Origin of the sequence: Burkholderia territorii (assembly GCF_001718335.1) — a bacterium.
In the GTDB taxonomy this organism is placed as follows: Bacteria; Pseudomonadota; Gammaproteobacteria; order Burkholderiales; family Burkholderiaceae; genus Burkholderia; species Burkholderia territorii.
On record NZ_CP013366.1, the window covers coordinates 1,073,806 to 1,090,822 of the forward strand.

The 17,017-nt window shown below is 68.4% G+C and carries 17 protein-coding genes; 7 read left to right on the top strand and 10 right to left on the bottom strand.

Annotated elements, in window-relative coordinates; translation table 11 throughout:
* Positions 1 to 28 precede the first annotated feature (28 nt).
* The gene (gene orn / locus WS51_RS15655; protein WP_059447929.1) at positions 29 to 649 is read left to right on the top strand and encodes an oligoribonuclease; all 621 of its coding nucleotides are present in this window, start codon (positions 29 to 31) and stop codon (positions 647 to 649) included.
* A gap of 16 nt (positions 650 to 665) precedes the next feature.
* Here the strand turns inward: orn and mog are convergent, their stop codons facing one another.
* On the bottom strand, positions 666 to 1,283 hold the full coding sequence (gene mog, locus WS51_RS15660) for a molybdopterin adenylyltransferase (RefSeq protein ID WP_081053329.1): 618 nt from the start codon (positions 1,281 to 1,283) through the stop codon (positions 666 to 668).
* Positions 1,267 to 1,872 (bottom strand): ribosome biogenesis factor YjgA, encoded by a 606-nt coding sequence (yjgA, locus tag WS51_RS15665; RefSeq protein WP_272481911.1) that lies wholly within the window; start codon positions 1,870 to 1,872, stop codon positions 1,267 to 1,269. The genes mog and yjgA overlap by 17 nt, the downstream gene beginning before the upstream one ends.
* Positions 1,873 to 2,000: 128 nt before the next feature.
* Between yjgA and pmbA the strand changes: the two genes are divergently transcribed.
* Positions 2,001 to 3,371 (top strand): metalloprotease PmbA, encoded by a 1,371-nt coding sequence (pmbA, locus tag WS51_RS15670; protein ID WP_069229421.1) that lies wholly within the window; start codon positions 2,001 to 2,003, stop codon positions 3,369 to 3,371.
* Between the two features lie 83 nt (positions 3,372 to 3,454).
* Here the strand turns inward: pmbA and WS51_RS15675 are convergent, their stop codons facing one another.
* Both WS51_RS15675 and WS51_RS15680 read right to left on the bottom strand, forming a co-directional pair.
* A complete protein-coding gene (locus WS51_RS15675; protein ID WP_059502917.1) occupies positions 3,455 to 3,955 on the bottom strand; it encodes a dihydrofolate reductase in 501 nt (166 codons plus the stop codon).
* A 292-nt stretch (positions 3,956 to 4,247) separates the two neighbouring features.
* Positions 4,248 to 4,484 (bottom strand): hypothetical protein, encoded by a 237-nt coding sequence (locus WS51_RS15680; RefSeq protein ID WP_236872388.1) that lies wholly within the window; start codon positions 4,482 to 4,484, stop codon positions 4,248 to 4,250.
* A 590-nt stretch (positions 4,485 to 5,074) separates the two neighbouring features.
* On the opposite strand from WS51_RS15680, the gene WS51_RS15685 reads away from it, so the two are divergent.
* On the top strand, positions 5,075 to 6,472 hold the full coding sequence (locus tag WS51_RS15685) for a sigma-54 dependent transcriptional regulator (protein ID WP_059447933.1): 1,398 nt from the start codon (positions 5,075 to 5,077) through the stop codon (positions 6,470 to 6,472).
* Positions 6,473 to 6,514: 42 nt separating this feature from the next.
* Positions 6,515 to 7,486, top strand: coding sequence for a thymidylate synthase (locus tag WS51_RS15690; RefSeq protein WP_059502945.1), 972 nt, complete (start codon positions 6,515 to 6,517; stop codon positions 7,484 to 7,486).
* A gap of 106 nt (positions 7,487 to 7,592) precedes the next feature.
* On the opposite strand, the gene WS51_RS15695 is transcribed toward WS51_RS15690, so the two are convergent.
* Positions 7,593 to 10,100 (bottom strand): DUF6600 domain-containing protein, encoded by a 2,508-nt coding sequence (locus tag WS51_RS15695; RefSeq protein ID WP_069229422.1) that lies wholly within the window; start codon positions 10,098 to 10,100, stop codon positions 7,593 to 7,595.
* Positions 10,101 to 10,262: 162 nt separating this feature from the next.
* A complete protein-coding gene (locus tag WS51_RS15700) occupies positions 10,263 to 10,970 on the bottom strand; it encodes an ArsR/SmtB family transcription factor (RefSeq protein WP_059447982.1) in 708 nt (235 codons plus the stop codon).
* A 179-nt stretch (positions 10,971 to 11,149) separates the two neighbouring features.
* Here WS51_RS15700 and WS51_RS32540 point away from each other — a divergent pair, with 179 nt between their 5' ends.
* Both WS51_RS32540 and WS51_RS15705 read left to right on the top strand, forming a co-directional pair.
* Complete coding sequence (locus WS51_RS32540; RefSeq protein ID WP_167357982.1) at positions 11,150 to 11,287, top strand: hypothetical protein; 138 nt, start codon at positions 11,150 to 11,152, stop codon at positions 11,285 to 11,287.
* Between the two features lie 144 nt (positions 11,288 to 11,431).
* Positions 11,432 to 11,944, top strand: a complete 513-nt coding sequence (locus tag WS51_RS15705; RefSeq protein ID WP_014897688.1) for an acyl-CoA thioesterase — start codon at positions 11,432 to 11,434, stop codon at positions 11,942 to 11,944.
* 61 nt (positions 11,945 to 12,005) lie between these two features.
* Here WS51_RS15705 and fumC read toward each other — a convergent pair whose 3' ends face one another.
* The 3 genes from fumC to WS51_RS15720 all read right to left on the bottom strand — a co-directional run bounded on the left by fumC (position 12,006) and on the right by WS51_RS15720 (position 15,277).
* Entirely contained in the window at positions 12,006 to 13,400 is a 1,395-nt protein-coding gene (gene fumC / locus WS51_RS15710; RefSeq protein WP_069229423.1) for a class II fumarate hydratase, read from the bottom strand.
* A 140-nt stretch (positions 13,401 to 13,540) separates the two neighbouring features.
* The gene (norM, locus tag WS51_RS15715; protein WP_059447937.1) at positions 13,541 to 14,929 is read right to left on the bottom strand and encodes a multidrug efflux MATE transporter NorM; all 1,389 of its coding nucleotides are present in this window, start codon (positions 14,927 to 14,929) and stop codon (positions 13,541 to 13,543) included.
* A gap of 129 nt (positions 14,930 to 15,058) precedes the next feature.
* Complete coding sequence (locus WS51_RS15720) at positions 15,059 to 15,277, bottom strand: RNA-binding S4 domain-containing protein (RefSeq protein ID WP_006753074.1); 219 nt, start codon at positions 15,275 to 15,277, stop codon at positions 15,059 to 15,061.
* Between the two features lie 284 nt (positions 15,278 to 15,561).
* Between WS51_RS15720 and WS51_RS15725 the strand changes: the two genes are divergently transcribed.
* Entirely contained in the window at positions 15,562 to 15,966 is a 405-nt protein-coding gene (locus WS51_RS15725; RefSeq protein ID WP_069229424.1) for a hypothetical protein, read from the top strand.
* A 117-nt stretch (positions 15,967 to 16,083) separates the two neighbouring features.
* Here WS51_RS15725 and WS51_RS15730 read toward each other — a convergent pair whose 3' ends face one another.
* Positions 16,084 to 16,860 (bottom strand): DUF4088 family protein, encoded by a 777-nt coding sequence (locus tag WS51_RS15730; protein WP_059771602.1) that lies wholly within the window; start codon positions 16,858 to 16,860, stop codon positions 16,084 to 16,086.
* Positions 16,861 to 17,017 lie beyond the last annotated feature (157 nt).

A 17,017-nucleotide genomic window follows, 5' to 3' on the forward strand; every position in this document is an offset into this window, starting at 1 on the left:
CGCCGCCCGCCATTTTCCAGGATGACTCATGACCGATACCGCCGCTTCCGCCAGCCAGCCCGCGCTCGTGCGCAACGAGTTGAACCTCGTCTGGCTCGACATGGAGATGACGGGCCTCGACCCGGATAACGACCGCATCATCGAGATCGCGGTCGTCGTGACCAATTCCACGCTCGACATCGCGGTGGAAGGTCCCGTGTTCGCGATCCACCAGAGCGACGAGACGCTCGCGAAGATGGACGACTGGAACAAGTCGACGCACGGCCGCTCGGGCCTCATCGACCGCGTGCGCGCGTCGACCGTGACCGAGGCCGACGCCGCCGCGCAGCTGCAGGCGTTCCTCGCGCAGTACGTATCGCCCGGCAAGTCGCCGATGTGCGGCAATTCGATCTGCCAGGACCGCCGTTTCATGGCGCGCTGGATGCCCGAATTCGAGCGGTTCTTCCACTACCGCAACCTGGACGTCAGCACGCTCAAGGAGCTGTGCCGCCGCTGGCAGCCCGCGATCTACAAGGGCTTCCAGAAGCGCGCGATGCACACGGCGCTCGCGGACATCCACGAGTCGATCGACGAGCTGAAGTACTACCGCCAGCATTTCCTGATTCCGGCGGCATCGGCGCCGGCGGGCGAGTCCGCGCCGGCCGTCTGAGCGGGCCGGCACGCGCTCAGCGCGGCGCGCGTTGTGCGCTCTTCGGCCGGAACGCCGCGACCACCGCGGCATCGGTCTCGATGTACGGGCCGCCGATCAGGTCGATGCAGTAGGGCACCGCTGCGAAGATGCCCGGCACGGTCGACTTGCCGTCGGCGTCGCGCAGCCCTTCGAGCGTTTCCCGGATCGACTTCGGCTGGCCGGGCAGGTTGATGATCAGCGCCGCATGGTCGGCCGTCTCGCGGATCACCGCGACCTGCCGCGACAGGATCGCGGTCGGCACGAAATTCAGGCTGATCTGCCGCATCTGTTCGCCGAATCCCGGCATTTCCTTCGTCGCAACGGCCAGCGTCGCTTCCGGCGTCACGTCGCGCCGGGCCGGGCCGGTGCCGCCGGTCGTCAGCACGAGGTCACAGCCCGCGACGTCGACGAGTTCCGTCAGCGTGGCGGAGATCGTCGGCGCGTCGTCCTGGATCAGCCGGGTTTCGGCGCGCCACGGCGAGCGCAATGCGCCGGCGAGCCATTCCTGCAGCGCCGGAATGCCCTTGTCCTCGTAGACGCCCGTGCTGGCGCGGTCGCTGATCGAAACGAGGCCGACCACGAGCTCGTCCGGGTGGTTACGCTTCGTCGTCATGGTCGTCTCCGGCTTCGTCCGGCGCTTCGTCTGCGTCGGTCTCGTCCGTGCCGCTCGCGGTCTTGATCCACTGGAACAGCTCGCGGAAATAGCGCGGCGGCTTGCCTTGCTGCGCTTCCTTGCGCGCGTTGCGGATCAGCGTGCGGCCTTCCTGGATGTCGGCTTCGGGATGCTGGCGCAGGAACTCGGTCAGCGCGTCGTCGCTGGCGAGCAGCTGTTCGCGCGTGTGCTCGATCCAGTGCAGGCGGGCCGTCGCGGCCTTGTTCACGCCTCGCTGGGCATCCAGCGCGGTGCGCAGGGCGGCGGTTTCTTCGTCGGTCAGCGAGCGCATCACGCGGCCGACGTACTGGAGCTGGCGGCGCTTGCCTTCGTGATCGGTGATACGGCGCGCCTCGCGCACGGCGTCGGCCAGATCCTCGGGCATCGGCATGCGTTTGAGCGCGTCCTTCGGCAGGTCGACCAGGGCCTGGCCGAGCTCCTGCAGCGCGTGCATCTCGCGTTTCAACTGGGATTTGCTGGGGCGATCGTAGCCATTGCCGGTGTCGTCGTCGGCATGCTCGATCGGCTGGATTCGGGTTTTGCGTGTCATGGGCGGCATTGTATCGCGGCGCGGACACCCCAAGCTTGTCGGTATGTGGCCCCGGACCTTGCTATGATCGCGGGATACGCAACATTTTGAACATGCGGGCGGCACGCCCGCCACCGGATATCACGACGATGGCAGCCAATCTCGACGTACAAGCGCGCTATTTCCCGCACACGCAGGACCAGCTCAAGGAAATTGCCTCCGACATCCTTCGCCATGCGAAGGCACTCGGCGCGACGGACGCCGCGACCGAAATCTCCGAAGGCGACGGCCTGTCGGTGTCGGTGCGTCGCGGCGAGGTGGAGACGATCGAACACAACCGCGACAAGATGGTCGGCGTGACGGTGTTCATCGGCAAGAAGCGCGGCAACGCGAGCACGTCGGACTTCTCGCCGGCCGCGATCAAGGATACCGTCGCCGCCGCGTACAACATCGCGCGCTTCACGGCCGAGGACGACGCGGCCGGCCTTGCCGAGGCCGAGCTGCTCGAAACCGACCCGCGCGACCTCGATCTCTACCACCCGTGGGCGCTCACCGCCGACGACGCCGTCGAGCTCGCCCGCCGCGCGGAGGACGCCGCGTTCGCGGTCAGCCCGCAGATCCGCAACTCGGAAGGCGCGAGCGTGTCGGCGCAGCATTCGCAGTTCGTGCTCGCGACGTCGCGCGGCTTCCTCGCCGGCTACCCGTACTCGCGCCACTACATCGCGTGTGCGCCGATCGCGGGCACCGGCCGCCACATGCAGCGCGACGACTGGTATTCGTCGAAGCGCAGCGCGGTCGATCTCGCGGCGCCGGAAGCCGTCGGGCGCTATGCGGCCGAGCGCGCGCTGGCGCGCATGGGCGCGCGCCGTCTCGACACGCGCAAGGTGCCCGTGCTGTTCGAGGCGCCGCTCGCGGCCGGCCTGCTCGGCGCATTCGTGCAGGCCGTCAGCGGCGGCGCGCTGTACCGCAAGACGTCGTTCCTCGTCGACAGTCTCGGCAAGCCGGTGTTCGCGCCGCACGTGCAGGTCGTCGAGGATCCGCACGTGCCGCGTGCGATGGGCAGCGCGCCGTTCGACGAGGAAGGCGTGCGCACACGTGCGCGCAGCGTCGTCAACGACGGTGTCGTCGAAGGCTACTTCCTGTCGACCTATTCGGCGCGCAAGCTCGGCACGCAGACGACCGGCAACGCGGGCGGCTCGCACAACCTCGCGCTGCGCAGCTCGAACACGCAGCCGGGCGACGATTTCGACGCGATGCTGAAGAAGCTGGGCACGGGCCTGCTGCTGACCGAGCTGATGGGGCAGGGCGTGAACTACGTGACCGGCGACTATTCGCGCGGCGCGGCCGGCTTCTGGGTCGAGAACGGCGTGATCCAGTATCCGGTCGAGGAAATCACGGTCGCGAGCATGTTGCAGGAGATGTTCCGGCACATCGTCGCGATCGGCGCGGATTCGATCGTGCGCGGTACGAAGGAAACCGGCTCGGTGCTGATCGAGCAGATGACGATCGCCGGGCAGTAAGCGGCGCGGCGTCGGCCGCCAGGAAACGTAAAAGCCCGACCGGCGCGCGTGCGCCGGCCGGGCTTTTTGTCGTGTGCCGCGTGTCAGTCGCGTTTGCGCGCGTAGACGACGAACGCATAGCCGAACGTGTTCGGCGCGGCGGCCTGATGCGGCTCGCGCGACACTTCCTGCCAGTGCGCGGGATCGGGCGCCGGGAACGACGCATCGCCGTCGAAGTCCGCGTCGATTTCGGTGACGATCAGCTTGTCGGCGAGTTGCAGGCCTTCCGCATAGAGCTGTGCGCCGCCGATCAGGAAGGCTTCGGCGACGCCGTCGCGCGCGGCGAGCGCGAGCGCATCGGCGAGCGACGTGACGGTGTCGCAGCCGTCGAAGCGGCGCGCCGCGTCGCGCGTCACGACGATGTTGCGCCGGCCCGGCAGCGGCCGGCCGATCGACTCGTGAGTCTTGCGGCCCATCACGATCGGTGCGCCCATCGTCGTGCGTTTGAAGAACGCGAGGTCCTCGGGAAGTTTCCAGGGCAACTGGTTGTCGCGGCCGATGATGCCGTTGCGGGCGCGCGCGACGATCAGGGTCAACGTCGTCATGAAGGTCGGGAAAGAGGAGAGCGGGAATGGCGCCGATTCTACCGGAATGGCGGCGCGCGGCCGCACCGCTGCGGATGCGCCGGCGCGTTGGCGGCCTCCGGTCGGCAGCGCGTCGCCTGCGAAGACGAGGTGCTGCCTTCGCGCCGTTACCTTCCGAATAAAAAGAGTGCCCGCCGGGGGACGGACACAAAAAAGCTTCGCGTCGCGATATCGACGCTGCAGCAAACGACCTCGCTCATTCCACTCAATCTGGAATCCTCAACGATCGGGCGGCATCTGCGTCGTGTGCGGATTATTGATGCATGCGGTTTCCGGCGTTTCCCTCCATTGCATGCTGCGCATTGCCGGGAAGCGGAACAGGAATCGGTATCGGCAATGGAGCAGACGGGGCGAGCTCGTCCCAGAGCGTCACCGATGTCTTGCCCGACGAACGCGGCCGAGGTGCGGCGACCGGCACGATACCGATGCGGTTGTTCGGTTGCATGCGCGGCGCGTTACCGGCAAGCAGCATCGCGCGTTCGGGCTGCACGCTTTCATCCGCGCGTGCCGGCATGAACGCGCACGCGAGCGCAAACGCAGTCGTCATCTGCACGCAAGACCGTGAAAAAAGTGTTCGCATGGCCGCCTTCTCCGATCCGTTGCACATTCAGCGAAATGCATGCCATCGGGCGAAGAGCGTTGTCTCGTCTGCGATCCGCGGGAGAGCGTCGCGAATCGCAATCGAAAACGCCGGGAAATGTTTCAGGCGTGAAACGACGGGGCTCGGGAATACTGCGGATTCAATCGATACGCTTCAAGGATGAAAATTTGTGCGTGTGTCGATGCAGGCACGCGTCACTGCGCATGTGCTATGTGCAGATGATTGATGAACGTCGACCATTGAGCGATTCGGCCGCTCGCCCGTCTGCGCTGCAACTGGATTGTCGTATTCAGCGCCTATAACTAAGCCGTCGTGACCAAAAAATAACTGGACGCGAAACAAGCGCCATCATGCGAGGCCGGTTGTTGTCGCGCATCGGCATGGCGAATCGAGCCGCTTCGGCTGACCCGGTTCGATCCTTTTGCACGCGACTTGGCGTGCGCGGCAATCGTTAGACGGTTGATGAACGGGGTGGGCATATGGGAGCCGAGCAGCGGCATGTGATCTATTTCTCGCGCGAGCCGAACGATGCGTTGCGCGGGCATTTCGACGAATGCGGGTGGCGCGTCGATCTTGCGGAAAGCGCGCGCGACGTGCGGCGTGTCGTGCAGCACGGCGTGGCAACCGCCGGCCTGCTCGATTTCTCGCCGGGCTTTCGGCCCGCCGATTTGCGCGAACTCGAGACGTGTCTGAGCATCCAGCACATCGGCTGGATCGCGGCGACCCGGCGCGGGCAGTTGCAGGACGCCACGCTGCGGCATCTCATTCGCGACTATTGCTTCGACTACGTGACGATGCCGTATGAGGCGTCGCGCATCGTCGAGACCATCGGCCATGCGCACGGCATGGTCGCACTGACCGACCCGGTGGCGTCGCCGGTCGGCGCCGGGCGCACCGAAGGCGAGATGGTCGGCACCTGCGACGCGATGCTCGGGTTGTTCAGGACGATCCGGCGCGTCGCGACGACCGATGCACCGGTGTTCATCTCCGGGGAATCGGGTACCGGCAAGGAACTGACGGCCGTTGCGATCCACGAGCGCTCGGCGCGCGCGCAGGCGCCGTTCGTCGCGATCAATTGCGGCGCGATTCCGTCGACACTGCTGCAAGCCGAACTGTTCGGCTATGAGCGCGGCGCCTTTACGGGCGCGAACCAGCGCAAGATCGGTCGTGTCGAGGCCGCGAATGGCGGCACGCTGTTTCTCGACGAAATCGGCGACCTGCCGCTCGAGAGCCAGGCGAGCCTGCTGCGATTCCTGCAGGAAGGCAAGATCGAGCGGCTCGGCGCGCATGTATCGGTGCCGGTCGACGTGCGCGTGATCTGCGCGACGCACGTGGACATGGAAGCGGCGCTGCGCGACGGGCGGTTTCGCGAGGACCTGTTCCACCGGCTGTGCGTGCTGAAGATCGAGGAGCCGCCGCTGCGCGCGCGCGGCAAGGATATCGAGCTGCTGGCGCGCCACATGCTCGAACGCTTCAAGGGCGACGCGCATCGCCGCTTGCGCGGCTTTTCGCCGGACGCGATCGCCGCGCTGTACGGCTATTCGTGGCCCGGCAACGTGCGCGAGCTGATCAATCGCGTGCGCCGGGCGATCGTGATGTCGGAGGGCCGGATGATCACCGCGGCCGATCTCGAACTCAACGAATTCGCGACGCTGGCGCCCGTGTCGCTCACCGAGGCGCGAGAAGCGGCCGAACGGCAGGCGATCGAGCAGGCGCTGCTGCGCCACCGTGGCCGTTTTGCCGATGCGGCGCGCGAACTCGGCGTGTCGCGCGTCACGCTGTACCGGCTGATGTGCGCGCATGGCATGCGCGATCGCGGCGACCCGCTGGCAGGGTTTTCGGCGCCGTTGCCGGAGATTCGGCATCACGCTTGCTAAAATTGGCGGGTGACGGCCGCCCTCGCGGCCGAAGGAACCCGCATGAAACAGTATCTCGACCTCGTTCGCACCATCCTCGACACCGGCACCTGGCAGGAGAACCGCACGGGCATCCGCACCATCAGCATGCCCGGTGCGATGCTGCGGTTCGACCTGCAGCAAGGTTTCCCGGCCGTGACGACCAAGAAGCTCGCGTTCAAGTCCGCGATCGGCGAACTGGTCGGCTTCCTGCGGGCATCGCGAAGCGCGGCCGATTTCCGCGCGCTCGGCTGCAAGGTGTGGGATGCGAACGCGAACGACAATGCGCAGTGGCTCGCGAATCCGTACCGCCAGGGCGTCGACGACCTGGGCGACGTGTACGGCGTGCAATGGCGTCAGTGGCCCGGCTACAAGGTGCTCGACGCGGGCGCCGACGCGCAGATCGCCGACGCGACGCGCCGCGGTTTCCGGATCGTCACGCGCTTCGACGAGGACGGTGCGCCGAAAGTGTTGCTCTACAAGGCGATCGACCAGTTGCGCCAGTGCCTCGACACGATCATGGAGAACCCGGCCGATCGCCGCATCCTGTTTCACGCGTGGAATCCGGCCGTGCTCGACCAGATCGCGCTGCCCGCGTGCCATCTGCTGTATCAGTTCCTGCCGAACGTCACGAAGCGCGAGATTTCGCTGTGCCTGTACATCCGCAGCAACGACGTCGGGCTCGGCACGCCGTTCAATCTGACGGAAGGCGCTGCACTGCTGTCGCTCGTCGGTCGGCTGACGGGTTATACGCCGCGCTGGTTCACGTACTTCATCGGTGACGCGCACATCTACGAAAACCAGCTGGACATGCTGCAGCAGCAGCTCACGCGCGAGCCTTACGACAGCCCGCGGCTCGAAATTGCCGAGCGCGTGCCCGACTATGCGAAGACGGGCGTTTATGCGCCCGAATGGCTCGAGCGGATCGAGCCGTCCGACTTCTCGCTCGTCGGCTACCGGCATCATGAGCCGCTGACGGCGCCGATGGCGGTCTGAGCCCCGGCGTTCGATGACGGCGCGGGTTGCGCGACCCGCGTCACGCAGAATGAAGAAGGACCGACCGGCACGTGCCGGTCGGTCCTTTTTGCTTCATCGGCCGCGGTTACTGGCGATGCCGCTCGTCGTGGCCGCCGGGCGGCGGATTGCTCGGGCGCGGCGCCTCGACGTGCGGAGCCGGTTGCGGCCGTGGTTCCACGTGCGGTGCGGGCATCGACGGCCGCGGTTCCATGCGCGGCGCTTGCGGCTGCGGTCGCGGCATTTCATGCACGGCCGGCGCGGGCGGGCGGTACTCATTCACGTGCGGCGGCGCGACTTCGCGTCGCGGTGCCGGTTGCGCGAATTCGGGGCGCGGTTGCGGCGCCGGGGCGGCCCGCTCGGGGCGCGGCTGCGCATGCTGGGCCGGCGCAGCGAAATCGGGGCGCGGACGCGGCTGCGCAATCTGCGCGGTCGTATCGAGTCGTGGTTGCGGCAGCGCGCGCGGGGTTTCCTGCCGCCCGCCGAGCGGCGCGCCGGGCGTGGCTTCCGGATGCGGAACGGGGGCCGCGCCCCGCACGGGCGGCAGCGCATTCTGTCCCGCTGCGTGGAGCGCCGTCGGCGGCGTCGCGCGCTGACGCTCCATCGGCGTGTGCGGCTGCATCCACGCGGGCGCGGGTGCGGCGACTGCATGCGCGCTGTCGCGCCCGGTCGGCGCGTTGACGGCCATCGGCGGGTGCGGGACGCCATTTCCGACGCCGGGCGCCTGATGTGCAGCCGGATTGCCCGGCGCCTGCGGCGTGGCGCCGTTCGCAAAGCGCGGCGCGTTGGGAGCCTCGCCGTTCATCGGCCGTGCGCCATTCGGCCCGATCGGCATCGGCGCGCCAGGCCTGGCGACGAGTGCCTGTGCCGGGGCCGGCTGCCCGTCGCGCGACGCATGCGCCGGTTGCACGACGGGACCGTGCGGATTCACGAGCTGCACGTTGCGCATCGCCCACGTACCGGCTTTCGGATTGCCCGGCACGCGGACGGGGCGAGCCGCATAGTCGGCCGGCACGTTCGTCCTCGCGACGGGCGCACCGGCGCCCGGCACGCGCGCGCCTTGCCGGGCGAGATGCGCGGCCGCCTGGTCGCGATACGCGGCCGGTATCGCCGGATTGCGTGTGGCAACGAACGTGTGCCGTCCGATCGCTGCCGGCGGCCGGTAGCTGGCCGTGCGCAGGCCGCCGGTAAAGCTCTGGCGCACCGGGGCAATGCCGGGGGTGCCCGGCATCACGTGCGCGTTGCGCCATTGCTGCGGGTCGACGTGCTGCGCGAAGTGCGCGACCGGCTGACCGTGCACGAACGCGGACGCCGGCACGGCCGTGATCGCGTGCGGTGCGCGGAAGTTCACGTACGTCTTGTTGATGTTCGTGATGTTGGTGATGTTCGTCACGTTCACGGTCTTGTTGACCGTCACGTTGTTGACCACGATGTTCCGGTTCACGCGGTCGTAGTAATGCGGGCTCCAGCCGCCCCAGCCGGGATGCCAGGGCTCGCCCGGGCCGAGCGCGAACCACGCGCAGCCGGCCGCGGCGACGCCGCCGACCGTCAGCGCGACGCTCCAGTCGGGACCGCCGCCACCGCCCACGAACGCGACGAGTGCGGGCGCGTAGACGGGCGGCTGGCTGACGACCATCGGGCCGGGCACCCACGCCCAGCTGTCGTCGACATAGGCCCAGCGGCCGTAGTGATAGGGCGCGAAGCCCCACGGGGCATCGTCGACCCATGTCCAGCCCCAGGGCGCTTGCCAGATCCAGTGGCCGTCGTGATACGGCGCCCAGTCGGCCGGCGTGTCGTTCGGCACCCAGACCTCGCCGTAATTCGGGGTTTCGCGCCACGTACCGTTCGCATCGAGGTCCTGGTAGCCGGGAATGTCGCGCGATACGTAGCGGGCCGACACCGAGCGCTGCTCGGCCGCATCGCGGCTCGCTGCCCACTGGTCGAGCGCATCGGGGGCCGGCGCGGCCGATTGCTGCGCGACCTGCAGGTCGGTGCCGGTGAACACGACCTGTTGCCCGGGCGACAGCGGATACTGCCCGTTGCTGCCGTAGACGGTGGCGCTGCCACTGCGGACGGTGACTGTCGTGGTCGCGCCGTTCGGCGCGACATCCACGCGATAGTCGCCGGGGCCCGTGATCCCGAGCGCAAGATTGGGCGTGTCGATTTCGTAGGTCCCGCCGGGCGGCAGACCGCGCACGTGTGTCGACACGGTGCCGAGCCCGACCTTCAACTGCGTCGTGTTGTCGTCGAGATTCAGGACCGACATGCTCGTCGATTCGCCGAGACGCACCGCGGTCGAGCCGATGTGCAGCTCCGAGCGTGCGCCGGCATCGTTCCACAGCTGGTCGCCGGTCGTCAGCGGCCGGTTCACGGCGGCGTATGACCACGTGTCGGTGCCGGCCGGCTCCGTCGTCACGGCACCCGACATGTAGTTGAGCCGGGCCACGCGGCCCGGCGGATCGCCGCCCGGCTGTTGGGCGGCGGCGTACGCCGCCGCCTGTGTCACTTGCGCGAATGCGCAGGGCAGGGTCGTCAGCGTGGCGAACGCGAGCAGCGTGCAGTGGGCGGTTCGCTTGAGCGTGAACAGGGAGGCCATGATGAGCGTCTTCGTCGTTATCGCGGCGCGTCGATTCGTGCCGTTGAGTTCACAATATCCGCTCGGCCTGTTTCAGTGCTCGGTGTTTTGTAAGTCGAATGGCACGCGATGTAACAAAACCTGTCCAACGCGCGCCGTTGTCGCCCGCTCGCAATGCGCGCGTCAAGCGGACGTAAGCCAGTCGTCGAAAATCTGCTGTCCGGGCACGGTGACGCGCAGCACACGCGGCCGCGCGGTGCGCTCGATCCAGCCGCGCGCGCAGAAGCTGTCGAGCAGTGCCGCGCCCAGCGCGCCGCCGAGATGCGGTCGGCGCTCGCTCCAGTCGAGACAGCCGCATGCGAAACGGCGGCGGCGCGTGCGCTGCTGCTCGACGTCGATGCCCCAGCGCGCGAGCGCGTGCGTGCCGAGTTCCGTGGCTTCGATCGCGTCGCCGTCGGCCTGCAGCCAGCCGCGCGCGGTGAGTCCGTCGAAGATGCGGACCGCGAGCTCGCCGGCCATGTGGTCATAGCAGGTGCGCGCATAGCGCAGTTCGGCCGGCACCGTGCGTGACGGTGGCGGCACCGGACGGTTCGGCGCGGCCGCGCGGGCCACGTTCGCGAGTGCCTCGAGCGACGCCGCGATATCGGCGGATGCGAGCCGGTAGTAGCGGTGCCGGCCACGCACGTCGAGCGCGAGCAGCCCGCCTTCGGTCAGGCGCGCGAGGTGCGCGCTCGCCGCGGACGGCGACAGCCCCGCGATCATCGTCAGTTCGCCGGCCGGCCGTGCGCTGCCGTCCATCAGCACCCACAGCATCGCGGCGCGTCCGGGATCGGCGATCAGCGCGCCGATCCGGCTCAGGCCTGGAAAATGGTGGTCGTCTTGATCGGTCATCATCGTGTCTCGTCAGGCGGAATGACTGCAGTGTAGGCGCCCGCGCACATTCGATGTTTCGTGTTCGGTTGAAATGTCGGATGCGGCGGGGCGGTGCGCGACCCGCGGTCGCCGGCGGCGCGCGCGTAGAATGACCGGACGCGGTGGCAGTGGGCCGCCGCATGTGACACGATGCAACGATGAAGACGATTTTCTGCGTGTTGGCGGCCGCGTTCGTTTGCGCAGCCTGTGCGGACGGCGGCGCGGGCACCGGCGAGCGCGGCGGCAGCCTGGAGATGTACGGAACGATCGACCAGGGCATCACGGTGCGCCGCTGACGGCCGCCGATTTCCGGTGCCGATGCCGGCCTGGCGCACCGGCGCGCGTGCCGTCGCCGCTGCGCGGCGGGCGCCGCGACGGCTTGCCGCAGTGCAACGTATAATGCGCCGATTGCAGCGCCCCCGCCGCCTGGAGCTATCACGATGTCCCAACCGTCCCCCGTACCGGCCGCCCTCGACCGCACCGAAACCGTATTCCGCTTCCTCGCCGAGCCGTCGTCCGTGAACTTCGGCGGCAAGGTACACGGCGGCGCGCTGATGAAGTGGATCGACGAGGTCGCGTATGCGTGTGCGGCGGTCTGGTCAAGCCGCTATTGCGTGACGGTCAGCGTCGGCAACATCCGCTTCCAGCGTCCGATTCTCGTCGGCAACCTGGTGGAATTGAAGGCACGCGTCGTCGCGACCGGGCGCACCAGCATGCACATTCATGTGTCCGTGCACGCCGGCGATCCGAAGGGCGGCGTACTGCGCCAGACCACCGACTGCCTCGTCGTATTCGTCGCGGTCGACGAGAACGGCAACCCGGTGCCGGTGCCGCCGTTCGTGCCCGAAACCGACGAGCAGAAGGTGCTCGCAAAATATGCGGCCGACGTGCGCGCCGCGCTCGACAAGATCGTCGAGATGAAGCCCGAGGAAGTGGCGAAGGGCACCGTCTGACGGCAACGGGCGCCGCGTAAGCGGCTCGCCCGCCCCGTCCGTCATTGCGTCAACTGCGCGATTACCGCGAGCCGATCATTTGCTCGGGTCGCACCCACGCGTCGAATTCCGCTTCGGTCAGGTAGCCGAGCGCGAGCGCGGCGGCCTTCAGCGTCGTGCCTTCCTTGTGCGCCTTCTTCGCGATCTGCGCGGCCTTGTCGTAGCCGATGTGGGGGTTGAGCGCCGTCACGAGCATCAGCGATTCGTTCAGCAGCATGTCGATGCGCGCGCGGTTCGGCTCGATGCCCACCGCGCAGTGGTCGTTGAAGCTCTGCGCGCCGTCCGCGAGCAGCCGCACCGACTGCAGCACGTTGTGCGCGATCATCGGCCGGAACACGTTGAGCTCGAAATTGCCGCTGGCGCCGCCCACGTTGACCGCGACGTCGTTGCCGAACACCTGGCAGCACAGCATCGTCACGGCTTCGGACTGCGTCGGGTTCACCTTGCCGGGCATGATCGAGCTGCCCGGTTCGTTTTCCGGAATCGACAGTTCGCCGAGCCCGCAGCGCGGCCCGCTCGCGAGCCAGCGGATGTCGTTGGCGATCTTCATCAGGCCGGCCGCGACCGTCTTCAGCGCGCCATGCGCGAACACCAGCGCGTCGGCGGCGGCCATCACCTCGAACTTGCTCGGCGCGGTCACGAACGGCAGCTTCGTCAACCGGCCGATCTCGTCGGCCACGCGCACTGCGAACTCCGGATGCGCGTTCAGCCCGGTGCCGACTGCGGTGCCGCCGAGCGCGAGCTCGTACAGGTGCGGCAGCGCCGATTCGACGTGCCGGACGCCCTGGTCGAGCTGCGCGACGTAGCCGGAGAATTCCTGGCCGAGCGTGAGCGGCGTCGCGTCCTGCAGATGCGTGCGGCCGATCTTCACGATGTCGGCGAAGGCCTTCGACTTCGCGTCCAGCGTCGCGCGCAGCGTGCGCAGCGCGGGCAGCAGATGGTTGACGATCGCGTAGGCGGCCGCGACATGCATCGCGGTCGGGAACACGTCGTTCGACGACTGGCCGCGGTTCACGTCGTCGTTCGGGTGGACCTTGCGTGCTTCGCCGCGCTCGCCGCCGAGCAGCTCGCTCGCGCGATTCGCGATCACCTCGTTGAGGTTCATGTTGGTCTGCGTGCCGGAGCCCGTCTGCCAGACCGCGAGCGGGAATTCGCGCGGGTGCTTGCCCGCGATGATCTCGTCGGAGGCGTCGATGATCGCGCGCGCCTTGTCGTCGGCCAGCACGCCGAGCGACTGGTTCACGGCGGCCGCGGCGCGCTTGACGATCGCGAGCGCGTGGATCAGCTCGGGCGACTGCTTCTCCGTCGAGATCCGGAAATTCTGCAGCGAGCGTTCCGTTTGCGCGCCCCAGAGCCGGTCGGCCGGCACGGCGATCTCGCCGAACGTGTCGCGTTCCATCCGAACTGCTTCGTTCATGATGCACTCCTCCTGGAAAGGGGAAAGGCCGCGCGTCGCGCGGCGCCTGGCGTATCGTGAGGCAGTCGCGCCGCTGGCGCGGCGTCCTGGTCTTCAGCCGACAAGCATAGCGCCGCCCGAGATTTCGCGTCGTGCCGAGCTCAACGCGGCGACGCGACGAGCGACGAAGTCTTCCGGTGAAAGCGCCAGGCCATCAGCACGGCCACGCTCGCGAGGCCGGCGGCGAGCCCCCACCAGAGGCCGCGAGCGCCGAGGCCGGCATGGAACGCCAGCCAGTAGCCGGTCGGGAACCCGATGCCCCAGTAGCCGAAGGTCGCAGCGAGCATCGGGATGCGCGTGTCGCGCAGCCCGCGCAGTGCGCCCGACCCGACCGTCTGCATGCCGTCGACGATCTGGAACACCGCGGCGATGCCGAGCAGCGACGCGGCAAGCGAAACGGTCGGCGCGTTGGCCGGGTCGTCGAGTTGCAGATACAGGCCGACGATCGCATGCGGCGCGACGATCAGCACGAGCCCCGACAGCGACATGAACGCGATGCCCAGGCCAAGCGCGACGAAGCCCGCATGCCGCGCGGCGACCGGCTGGCCGGCGCCGACCCAGTAGCCGACCCGCACGTTGGCGGCCTGGCCGATCGCGAGCGGCACCATGAACGCGACCGACGCGACGTTCAGCGCGATCTGGTGCGCGGCGAGCGACGTCGCGCCGAGCACGCCGATCGTGAGACCGGTGGCGAGAAAGAGCGTCGATTCGACCCCGTACGTGATCGCCACCGGCCAGCCGATGCCGATCAGCTCGCCCATCACGGGCAGTTTCGGACGGGCGGCCGTCACGAAATGGCGAAACCGCTGGCGGCCGTGCAGCAGCCAGATCAGCGCGAGCGCGGTGAGCCAGATGGTGATGGTCGTCGCGACCGCCGAGCCGAGGAAGCCGAGCCGCGGCAAGCCGAATGCACCGTGAATCAGCCCGTAGTTCAGCACGCCGTTGACGCCGACGCCTCCAATCGACACCCACAGCAGGCGTCGCGCGGCGCCGATCGCCGGCAGGAACGCGCGCATCAGTCCGACGCCGATCAGGCTGCCGAGCGCCGCGAACCGCAGGATGCCGGTGTACTCGCCGACGTGATGCGCGAGCGTCGGCGGCTCGTGGAACATCAGCAGGATCGGTTCGGACAGCGACAGCGCAATGATTGCCGGAATCGCGAGCAACATGGACAGCGCGAAGCCGGTCCAGTAGATGTGCGGCACGCGATGTTCCGCCTGCGCGCCGCGCGCATGCGCGACGCTCACGCTGACGGACGACAGCACGCCCTGCAGCACGGTCACGATGACGAAGAAGAAGTTCGCGCCGAGGCCGCCGGCCGCGAGCGAATCGGGGCCGAGCGAGCCGAGCAGCACCGTGTCGGTGACGCTCATCGCCATCTGCGAAAGCTGCGCGATCGCGAGCGGCGCGGCGAGGCGCGCGGTATCGGCGGCATGACTGGACAGGGACGGCGGCGCGGCGGCCGTCCGCGTAAGACCGGAATGCGACATGGAATGAGCGCTCGCGCGGATGCGGGCCCGCGCTGTCTGTATTTATTTTGAGAGACGGCTAGCTTACGGCTTTATTCGAACGGTGTCGAACGCGCGCACCGATGGCCATGTCACGGTCAGGGGGAAGCGCTACGCGTCGTGAACCGCGATCCGCGTGTCGCCGAACAGCACGACCTGGCCCGCGCGGATCTTGCACGTCTTGCGCAGTTCGACCACGCCGTCGACTTTCACCGCGCCGGACGCGACGAACATCTTCGCGGTGCCGCCGCTGTCCGCGAGGCCGGTGATCTTGAGAAGGTTGTGCAGCTCGACGTATTCGCCGGTCAGCGTGAAATCCAGGTTGGGCATGACGAAGGAAGCGCGCGGTGCGCGGGAGGGAGGAGTCGCCCCGCATCATACGGCAGCGAGGGCCCGCGCGCGAGTGCGCACGCTCGCGCGGGCCCGCGCGCCGCAGTTGTTAAGGACTGTGAGCGATTCGTCAGCAAATGAAACGGTGGGTAACAGTCTGAGAGATTGGAGAACCGCAAGTGAGGCGGGCGGGTCTTTCCTCGTACTTGCCGCGTGTTGCGGCAGGGGACGCGACGGATCGCATCGACGCGGTCCGCGCCCACAACTTCTTGAGGAGGATTGTCATGTCCAAGATTCGTACGATGCTGATCGGTGCCGCGCTGACGGCGTTCGCCACTTCGGCCGCGTTCGCGCAAACGGGCGTCGCGGCACAGGGCACCGCAGGTGCCGGCGTGCAGACGCAGGCGCCGGCAGCAGGCGCAGACGCAGGCATGCAGGGCGGTGCCGGCGCGAATGCGTCCGGCAATGCGGTCGGCGGCGCGACCGACGCGGCCGGCGCGGCAGCCGACGGCGCGAAGGATACGGCGTCGTCGTCGGTCCACTCGGCCAAGAAGCACGCGAAGCATGCGACGAAGTCGGCCAAGCATCGTGCCGGCACCGCAAAGTCGAAGGTGGGCGACGAGGCCGTCGAGGGCGGCGCGTCGACAGGCGTGCAGGGCGGCGCATCGGCCTCGGGCGCCGCGCAGTAAGCGGTCCCGCGACGTCGCACGACGTTCGCCCCGGACGGCGCGTCGTAACGGCGATCGATCGGCGGCCCGGTTCGCTTCGCGCGAACCGGGCCGTTCTTCATGCGGGCACGCGTGCCGTCATGGCCGGTGCTGTTCCGGCCCCGGCCCGTGGGCCGGTCGCGCGGCGGAAGGCGTGAATACGCTGCGCAGCCACGCGGCGAGCCGCGCGAATACGTCGTACGGCTCGTCCACGAAGATCTCCGGCTTCAGCAGCCGCAGATACTCCATGATCTGCTGCGCTTCCTGCTTCTGGAACGAACCGTGCGCAAGCCCGAGCCGCAGCAGGCCGCGCAGCTCGCCGAGCTTGTCGCGCGCGGCGCTGCCGACGCTCATCTCGCACGCGAGCTTCGCCTCGTAGACACGCTGCCGCAGCGATTCCGCGAGCCGCCATGCGGGAGTCTGCATCATTTCCTCGAGCGCCTGGATGTCCTGCACGGCGCCCTTGATCTGCGCGGCGAGCGGATCGACCAGCGACGCGTCGCCCTGCGCTTCGGCGACGATCGCCTTGGCCCAGTCGCGGCACGCCTTCGCGAGTTCGTCGGGCGTCCATTCGGAGCGCGACGCGAAGCCGAAGCCGAATTCGCCGGCCTGTCGCATCAGGATCGCGACGACATCCGGAAATTCCTTGTCGAGCGTGCGCTTCGCCCACGCGTACTGGCCGCCCTCGAGCATCCGCTGCACGGCGTGCTCGGTCAGCGGCACCATGTTGTCGAGCAACTTGGCGCGCAGGAAATCCTCGAACGACGGCGTCGCGAACTGCGGGTCGAGTTTCAGCGACACACGCACGAACGCGTCGTAGTCCTTGCGCAGGGACGCAAGCGTGTCGTCCTTGAGGGAAAGGGTGATCTGGCCCATGAATCGTCTCGATGGCGGCCCGCGCGGGCCGGCGGCCGACGTCGTGCACCGGTGCGGGCGCAGCGTCGACGGACCGGTTCGCGCCGAGGCTGATGGCGGGTCTTCATACCCGATATCGGCGCGCCGGGCGAAAACTTGAGCGCCGCCGTCGACGTTC